The 8869-nt window shown below is 46.9% G+C and carries 6 protein-coding genes; 3 read left to right on the forward strand and 3 right to left on the reverse strand.

All coding sequences use genetic code 11. The features are described from left to right. Positions 1 to 742: 742 nt before the first annotated feature. Both B036_RS30975 and B036_RS0124710 read right to left on the reverse strand, forming a co-directional pair. Positions 743 to 1912, reverse strand: a complete 1170-nt coding sequence (locus tag B036_RS30975; RefSeq protein ID WP_020571425.1) for an FAD-dependent oxidoreductase — start codon at positions 1910 to 1912, stop codon at positions 743 to 745. A gap of 57 nt (positions 1913 to 1969) precedes the next feature. Continuing rightward, complete coding sequence (locus B036_RS0124710) at positions 1970 to 2719, reverse strand: carotenoid biosynthesis protein (RefSeq protein ID WP_020571426.1); 750 nt, start codon at positions 2717 to 2719, stop codon at positions 1970 to 1972. Positions 2720 to 3044: 325 nt separating this feature from the next. On the opposite strand from B036_RS0124710, the gene B036_RS30980 reads away from it, so the two are divergent. From B036_RS30980 to B036_RS0124725, 3 genes are all read left to right on the forward strand, one after another. Beyond that, positions 3045 to 4013, forward strand: coding sequence for a VPGUxxT family thioredoxin-like (seleno)protein, type 2 (locus B036_RS30980; protein WP_020571427.1), 969 nt, complete (start codon positions 3045 to 3047; stop codon positions 4011 to 4013). Positions 4014 to 4116: 103 nt separating this feature from the next. Then, positions 4117 to 5463, forward strand: coding sequence for a phosphatase PAP2 family protein (locus tag B036_RS0124720; protein WP_211217433.1), 1347 nt, complete (start codon positions 4117 to 4119; stop codon positions 5461 to 5463). Positions 5464 to 6045: 582 nt separating this feature from the next. Next, entirely contained in the window at positions 6046 to 7413 is a 1368-nt protein-coding gene (locus B036_RS0124725; RefSeq protein ID WP_157472404.1) for a hypothetical protein, read from the forward strand. 210 nt (positions 7414 to 7623) lie between these two features. Here the strand turns inward: B036_RS0124725 and B036_RS0124730 are convergent, their stop codons facing one another. Then, the gene (locus B036_RS0124730) at positions 7624 to 8520 is read right to left on the reverse strand and encodes a DUF6624 domain-containing protein (protein ID WP_020571430.1); all 897 of its coding nucleotides are present in this window, start codon (positions 8518 to 8520) and stop codon (positions 7624 to 7626) included. Positions 8521 to 8869: the final 349 nt, after the last annotated feature.

Below are 8869 nucleotides of genomic sequence, written 5' to 3' on the forward strand. Positions count from 1 at the left end.
AAAGCAGCTTTTTAAGTTCGTTTTTGTTGCTTAGCTTCCTAAGCGGCTGCAAAATTACAGCGCTTAAAGTTACTGTGCAAGTGTTAAGCGAAATACTTTGAAAGTTTATTTNCAAAGCCCTTTTCTACTCAACCCCACTCGTTAGCGGGCCGCAAAGATACACTCCTAAGTTTCAATCCTGCAAGGCTTTCGGAAAGTATTTTAGACTTTCTTTCTATCCTCCTTTAGTGCAGTATTTTCAACCAGAATGCATGAGACGTTTCTCGCTTGCGGGATGCAAAGATACGTCCATCCACACCACCCGTGCAAGCGAAATCTTCACTTCGATTCATCTTTTTTAAGACTACCGAAGGATGTAGGCAAATGCCGCTGATTAAACACAAAAAACACGGTACAAAATGCTTTTCGCAGAACGAAAGTCGGAAGCTTAGTGTAAAAAATATACTTAGTATGAGAGCAGCGGCCATTCTACTGGGTTTTCACGGCAATACTGCGCTAAGCGACGGGTGCTGAACCGCAGCTATAGAAGCGCTTAACGGAGACAATACCCGTTTTGTAATCGAAAGAGGCTTCCAGGCTTGACAATAAGGACCAACTGCGAAGACCGTGCTGCTTTGCCCTGCTTCTTTGTGCTGTTCCTTGCACCTGCGATCTCGCCCCCTTATTAGTCTGGTAGTGGGTAGTCTAGTAGTCTGGTAGTGCTACCACAGGAGGATGTTCGCTTAGCTCGTAGAGGTTATTCTCAACTGCTTGTTCGCAGCGTCTTATAAAGCTCTCCGATAAACCGCCGGGCAAATAGACTGACTTTGGTGGTACTCATGAATTTCAGCTCCTGTCCAAAAGAGGTTTCTCCATTCAGGAAGGCCAGTACCCGCGCTGGCGGATTGGCGGCAAACATGTCGACAAAGAGCTCATCGCCGGGCAGCTCCCCGTTTTGCAGGATGCGCAGAAGGGTGGCGTCGTAGAGCAAATGCTTGCGCGGCCAGGGTGCCAGGTTATCGAGGTTGGGAAACTGATCCGCCAGATCGGTCAACTGCCGCTGCAGGGCATAAAAAGTATAGCCAGTGGAGGGCCGCGTAGCACCGCCGCGCATACCTATATATATAAGGTTACGATCGCGCAGTGGAAATGGGTAGGTGGTCATCGGAATGTTACCGTCTTCGGCGTGGGTGACCTCATAGCCGCCCTTTGTCCAATGGTCATATATATAGGTCTCGATGAGCCGGTCATATTCGGCCGTTTCAAGGTGATTGTTGCTGAAGATCGCGATCTCGATCAGCGCGCTGCGTTTGCTGAACGGCATGACATAGAAAAAACGCGGCTCTCCGTGCTGTGGTGTACGGAAATCCATCAGTGCGGCACGACCAGGGTCAAAAGTATCTTCCTTCGTTTCGATGAACCAGCCCCGGAAGTGTTGATCCAGATAGGGAGCACTTATTTGGCGCGGCCGCAGGTGCAGGGGAAGGGACGAAAATGCCAGGTCCGCCTCCATTTCCTCTCCGTTTACTTTGAAGCGAACGGTATTTCCCTCTGCCCTTACTTCTTCTGCCCGCGCGTCAAGTCGCTCTAAACCCTCAATTTGGTCAATAACCTTATTGACGTGGGCGTAAAACTCCGTACTCCGGATAAGCTTGTATATATAAGGACTGATGTCGCAGTCGAGATTCCGCGTCCCGTCGTGTACCGTAACCAGTGGCCACTGGTGATGCACCAGTTCTTCAAACGGCCCCGGCTCCGCTTCCCAGAAGGACCAACTGCGGTCGTGTGCCGTCTTCTTTCCTTCGGGATCGACCAGTACCACACGCTTACCCACCAGCTTACCGGCCCGCTCCAGGTGGTAGAGGGTGCTGAGGCCGGCAAGGCCTCCGCCGAGGATGGCGATGTCATAGTGGTCAGGTTGTCGGAGCGTCAAGTTGTCGAGTTGTCGGGGTTTCGGGGTGTCAAGTTATCAAGTTGTCGGGGTATCCCGCTAAAGCATGAAGTTAAGCACCAGGAAGAAAAATAGTTGTGCGAAGAGGTAGACCAGGAGCACCGGGCTTCGGAAACGGATTTTCAACAAGTGGAGCGGCAGGGAAATCAGAAAGGCGATGACGGCCCAGGCGAGGTAGTTTTGAAGTGGGATCTCTCCTCCACCCCATTGCCAATAATCGAGTGAGATGGCTACGGGTTCTATGGCTACGTCGTAGAGCGCGGTCAGTATTGCGGCTAGCGCCGCCGTCAGGATATGCGATATGCGATAATTGATAGGTAATTGGCGATTGGTGGAAGAAGGCGCAGCGTTCTTAAGAGCCGGAGGGGTTGGAGAGGGGGTTAAGCGGCAGGCCAGTTCATTACAAGCCAGCGTCAGTACACACCAGTTCAGGGCAATGACGAAGGGGACGCCCAGCCACTGGAACCACATGGTTGGTCCGTAGGCGTACTCCCCAAAAATAGCACCGGTGGCAACGCCCGCCGCCTCCATCGCAAAGGTGAACCAGTAAGCAAGGAGTAGCCACCAGAATAGCCGCTGGTCTTCGTTCCGTCGGTAGATGGCGTAAAGCACCAGGCCGTTGAGGACGAAGAGCAGACCGTCGGTCGTCAGTTTGGTAACGGGCAGTACTGCCGGCAGGCAGTGGGCGAGGGTTCCGCTGGTGAAGGCGAAGATTAGGAAGTAGGAGAGGTAGCGATCAAAGTTATTTACCGCTTGAAAACGATCCCGCACGGGTGATGATTGGTCCATGTTATCATAAGACAACGGACTGGCGTTTTGGTTTTGCTTTTACATTTTGGGAGTGGACTGGGCCCTCCCTGCATAAAGCAGCCCTCCGGGCCTGGGCTTTAACGAAAACGAGAGGGTTCCCTTGATCCTGGGGCGAGTGGGCTGTGCCCCGAGAATTCTCGGGGCACAGCCCACTCGCCCTTAAGGTGCACAGCAAGCGAAGATTAAAACCTTCCAGCAACTCAAGTACCTCCACTGTCTCCTCCCCTACACTTCCCCCAAATCCTTACCTTCCCGTACAACTTGCCGGCATCACTGCTCCTTCTTTAGGCAAACCACCATCGCCATGAAATACATACTGTTGTTAGCCGCCCTACTCCTCACCGGCTCCGCCTTTGCGCAGCAAAGGACCGATGCCAGCAATCAACCCATCGAACTGGGCAAAGTCTCCTGGCTACGCGACTACGATCAGGCCATGGCCGAAAGTAAGCGTTCCAACAAGCCGGTGCTGATCCTTTTCCAGGAAGTGCCGGGCTGCGCCACCTGCCAGAAATATGGGACCACTACCCTCAGCCACCCGCTGATGGTGGAGGGGATCGAAAATGAGTTCGTGCCGCTGGCCATTTTCAATAATAAAGGCGGAGCTGACCGGAAAGTGCTGGAAAAATACGGGGAGCCTACCTGGAATAACCCCGTTGTCCGCATCGTAGGCGCCAACGGTAAGGATTTGGTGGACCGCGTGGCCGGCAACTACTCCCCGCAGGGCCTCTACCGGGCCATGGCCCAAGGCCTGATCGAAAGCAAGATTACCATCCCCGGCTACCTGGAGGTCCTTGGCCTGGAACTGACCGTCGCCGCTGAACCCACGAAAGAAGCCTATTTTCAGATGTACTGCTTCTGGAGTGGCGAACACCACCTTGGTCGCCACGACGGGGTGCTGATGACCGAGCCTGGTTTCCTGAACGGCCACGAAGTCGTGAAGGTGAAGTACGATCCAGCCAAAACCAATGCCCGCGAGCTGGCCGATTACGCCGCCGACAAAGACATCAAGGCCGTGAAAGCTGGCGCTGGCTACCGGCTTGCGGCCAAAGACCATTATTACCAGCTGCAGCAGACGGACTTTGTTTACCTACCGCTCACCGAGGTGCAAAAGACCAAGATGAATTCGGCCTATGGGCGGGGGGAAGATTTGTTGCGGTATTTGAGTCCGCGGCAGGTGGCTTATTATCAGATTGTCCAGAAGAATAAGACTGGTAAGGAGAAGTTGTCTGCGGGAGATTTTGTTGAGGGGTGGGGGTTGATGGTGGGGGAGTAGCTAATAGGGGGTTACTGCTACTAAATAATGGCAGGCCGGATTGGGAAGCGTACATCCTTATTATAACTTTGTACTGATCTTGCACCTCTTAAATTAGGATACTATGCCCATTTCATCAAGGCGGATAAACCGTAGTTTACTAAATATTCTTAGTCTAATTGTGCTTCTGGTGTCGACTATATCAGCTATGGCACAAGTAGAAATAAAGGACTTCGAACCATTCAAGTTCCACCTAGAGGAAACCTTAGCGCCCGTTAATGCAACTGAACTTGAGGAGGAAATCGTAAAGGTGATCGAGCTACAGGAAGGAGTAAGTGCAGCGGATATAAGGGAGATGAACTACTGGAACGCTTCCTATCCCTCCTATCGCTGGCATCAGATCATGATGGAAATAAGCCGCGCTCACAAGGGCCACAAGAATGGAGGCCGGGTTGTCATTTTACACCTTGCGATCTATGATGCGCTTGCCGAAGTATGGAAAAACAAGCAACGACATCAAATGGCGGCCCCGTTCCGGCAAAATGCTAACATTCGGAAATTAGGCCGCGAAAGGGACTATTCCTCCTTTATCTGTGAATGGAGTGCTGCAGCAAGTGCCGCCCATCAGGTAATTGGATATTATTTCCCCGATCGAAGACCCTATCTGGATAGCCTCTTGGCGCAGTTTAAAGATGCACGTCTTAGAACAGGACTTCAATTTCCGTCAGATATAGAACGGGGAGCTGTAATTGGTGAACAAATCGCGAATGAATATATCGAGTACGCTAAAACGGATCGAACGGAACGCATCTGGGAAGGGCAAGTACCCAGCTTAGATAGCCTTTGGACGGGCACTCCAAGCAAGTGGGACCCCATGAAACGCCAATGGCGGCCCCTTACTTTGTTGAGCCCGGATCAATTCAGACCGGCCCCACCACCTTCCGATTGGACAGCGGACATGGAAGAACTACGCAGGTTCAACGCGGCAAACAAAACCAGTGAAATTGCCTGGAAATGGAAAAGTGCTCCCGTTTGGGATAATCTGCTGGAACGGAAAATTCTGGCGTACGATCTAGGGCCGTTTGAAGCTGCCTTTGCTACTGCTCTGTTTCACACTGCCAGGTTCGACGGCATTGTTGCGGCGTGGGATGGTAAATATCATTATTGGGGTATTCGTCCCTTTCAGTATGATCCGACTTTCCAACCCATCCTAGTAAAGACCCCTAATTTTCCGGGGTACCCCGCCGGGCATACAACTGTAGCGGGCTCACTTGCTACCGCGCTGTCTTTCCTGTTTCCACAGGATGAACAGTTCTTTCACAAAACCGCTAAAGAATGTTCCGAATCTCGCTTTGAAGGAGGCGTCCACTTTCGTACTGACAATGAAGTAGGGTTAGTAGTAGGAAGTCGAGTAGGTGAACAGGTTATCAAGGCGTTTTTGGAAAAGGTGACTCAAAATAAGCGTCCCTAAAAAGCTAGCTTTTCGGTCTGTAACAAATTGGAAATAAGAATTTTGCTTTAGTAGAGGGTCCCGGCTTAGAATCATCGTACAGTTGCAAATCCTGTATGCTTCCATGCCCCTCAGCGCAAAATTCAGCTTAAAAGCGGAAAAGCGGCCCTTCAGCAACTCAAGCAGCCTTGATACGCCCAAAATGGACACACTCCCTAAAATTATATTCTTAACAGCAAGTCAATCCTGCGGATTGAGGGACTATCCACAAAAGGCCAAAAGAACAATAAGCTACTAATAAATAATTATTTGTACAGAATGTTAGTAGTTTCGTCATGTGTGATTTTAGCGTTTTTTTTGAAAAAAGTATCCTCTGTTGGAATAATCAGGTTCTTTTAAGTTCCATTTCTGTTCACATGCCAAACAGGAGCCGCTATTGCTTATGTTTGTTATTGGCAAAGGATCGATAATCATTTGCTTTGCTTTTTCGTGAAAATGCGTACTTATTTTCAAACAATGATGGTAAAACGCAATTTTGAGTCTAACAGCTTGCATCTAACCTCGATCTTGAGAGTGCGACCATCGCGAACTAATCCTAATCAAATGAGATTAATACCCCTTTTATTAATTCTGACATTTTTTTCCTTTAATCCTGCTGCGATTAGTCAAACGTTAAGTGATGATTACAGCTCTCCCAATAAACTCCGGGTGTTTATCGATGGCTGTGAAGGGAGAGATGGAGGTTGTGATATGGATTTTATCAGAACGGAAATTACGGCCGTTGACTTCTACAGGGATAATGAAGAAGCTGATGTCTTTCTGCTTATTAACGATAATAGGTCTGGTGGAGGTGGACGACAATATCAACTGATTTTTATTGGGCAGCAAAACATTCATGCGGGAAGAGCAGACACCCTATACGTAAATAACAACCAGACGGACACCGACTTTGAAGTGCGGAAAAAACTTACCAGGTTCATCAAATTAGGTTTAGCTTCGTTTGTTGCGAAGACCCAGGCAGGAGAAGTGATTGATATCAACATGAAGACTGACCTTAGCCTTCTGGGAGATACTACACAGGAAAGTGTTGATCCCTGGAATTACTGGGTTTTTAATGTTGGTAGTGATGCGAATATTGAATTAGAGGAATTTAGCAGGCAAATTGATTTGGGTGGAGACATCAATATTAACCGTATCACGGATAAGTTGAAAGTTTCCGTATCCGGGAGCATAAATGAAAGGCTGAGAACAACGATTCAAAACGAACCAAGAGTTGATGCAAATGGCGACCCCGTTCTTGATGCTAACGGCAACCAGATCATCGATAAAATTGAAAACAATTTTGATGTATCAGAATTTGGATTCGGTCACCAGCTAATAAAGTCCATATCACCCCGTTGGTCTTATGGATATGATTTGGCAGGTCTTCAGAACACTCGCCTTAATTACACGTTTCAAGTTAGCTGCAGACCAGCTATAGAGTACAATTTTTTTCCGGAATCAGAGCAGAATACCAGGTTTCTGAGAGTGAACTATGGGATTGAAGTCAGGAACAATAATTATGTCGAGGAAACGATTTACGGCGCAGCTGAAGAAACTAGGCTCCTCCATAGTCTGAGAGCCAGTCTGGGACTAAATCAACGATGGGGCACCCTGGAATTTGGATATCGTCTGAGAAATTATCTAGATGATTTTAACTTTTGGACCACAGGTTTGAATGTTCGTGCAGATGTCCGTGTAACCGGGAATTTTTCTTTTTTTGTAAGGGCAGAAGGCAACTACGTAAAGGACCAGATTTACCTGGCATCAGGAGGTTTCACCGAACAGGATATTTTGAGCGGGAGAGTAACCCTACCCTCAGCTTATACTATCGATACCAGATTTGGGTTTAATTTCCGGTTTGGTTCTAATCTCAATAACTTCGTGAATCAACGATTTTTCGGACGGGCCAATTTTGTTGGGAATGATTAATATATCATTCTGGTCATTACAGGAATAAGCTAACAGGAATGCCATATGAATTATGATTTGAAAATATTCCTTTCGAATTGAAGATTAGTTTGCAATGCAGTGGCTTTTACCCGCTCAATAAGGTTATCTTTCTACAAAATCATGGTTGCGGCTAATGGGAAACGTACAGGAGCATGGACGTCATAGCCTTTGTTCTGCCTCGTTTTCTTTTTATAAATTTTTGAGCATAAATTCTTTATACATTTGTATCGGCATCATACCTATTTCCATTCTTCGCTTATCCAAATTATCCAAATCCTCAGTATCGGCTAATTCAACAATTTTATTAATTGGGTCAACATTGGCAAATTGAGTCCCATACAATTGTTTTTCTCCACTATTTATTTTGATTCTGTCGTACAAATAAGCATAACTCTGACCATTCATATCACCATTTTTTACAGATTTTTCTATGTTGGATAGTTGCGACTTTTGCCATTCTTTATCTCTGTCACTATGCTGTATCATTAAGAATATTCCTTGCATAGCATCTTTTCCTACTAATTTCTTTGTTGGAAAACCATATTCCTTAAATATCTCTTTTAATCTGTTCCGATTTCTTTCGTCAACAAACACTCCTCCATTTTGAGTTATCTCTGTAGAATCAATTTTGTATTTCACAATAATGTCACCCATTAGATTTCCTCTTGCTGCTTGGTCTTCTACATACATCCTAATCAACTCAATCTGTAACTCCTTATTTCCGACTTCTTCAATTGAATATTCTTTACAAACCTCATATTTAGACAGAAAATCTTTCTTGCAAATCTCCTGTAATATTTTTTTGTCTTGGAAATTTATGATTTCCGCTATCTCATCGGCTCTTCCAAGTTCATTTTTTATTTCAAGTCCTATTATAATGTACTTTCTATCGATAGCTTTTGAGCTTCTTCTCAATGTATCAAATTGCAAACTTGCGAGTGAATAATTTTCATCCATTGAACTTGCAAACATTCTCCAACCAAGTTTCCATATTTCTTCATCGGTTAGGTGCTTATTTTCTTTTTGATTACAGGAGGTAATTACAAAAATTACGATTGCTATCAATATCAGAATTTGTCTTTTCATTTTTGCTTTTTTTCTAATGAGGCAGAACGGTTCGGTAACGGCGCAGTGCCGACGATAGGAGGCATTGACGCTGCACCATTGTTGAACTAAGCCGCTATCGCGCCAACCGCTACCGCAAAATACCCCTAACTTAGGAGTAAATCAAACTCCTTTTACAATGGCTAAAAAAAGCTCCGCCGCAGCCTGGCGTTCCTGGCCCATCATCCCAGTTGTCAATCCTCGATTGATCGCCAAAGACAGCACCTTTGGCTGAAAGGAAGGTCAGAAAGTACTACCCAATCTTACTGTCGTGCCATTCGTGACCTGCAGGCATACATTGATCGGGACATCAATGAGATCACCACCAATG

This window comes from Neolewinella persica DSM 23188, from assembly GCF_000373105.1.
Taxonomy (GTDB): Bacteria; Bacteroidota; Bacteroidia; order Chitinophagales; family Saprospiraceae; genus Neolewinella; species Neolewinella persica.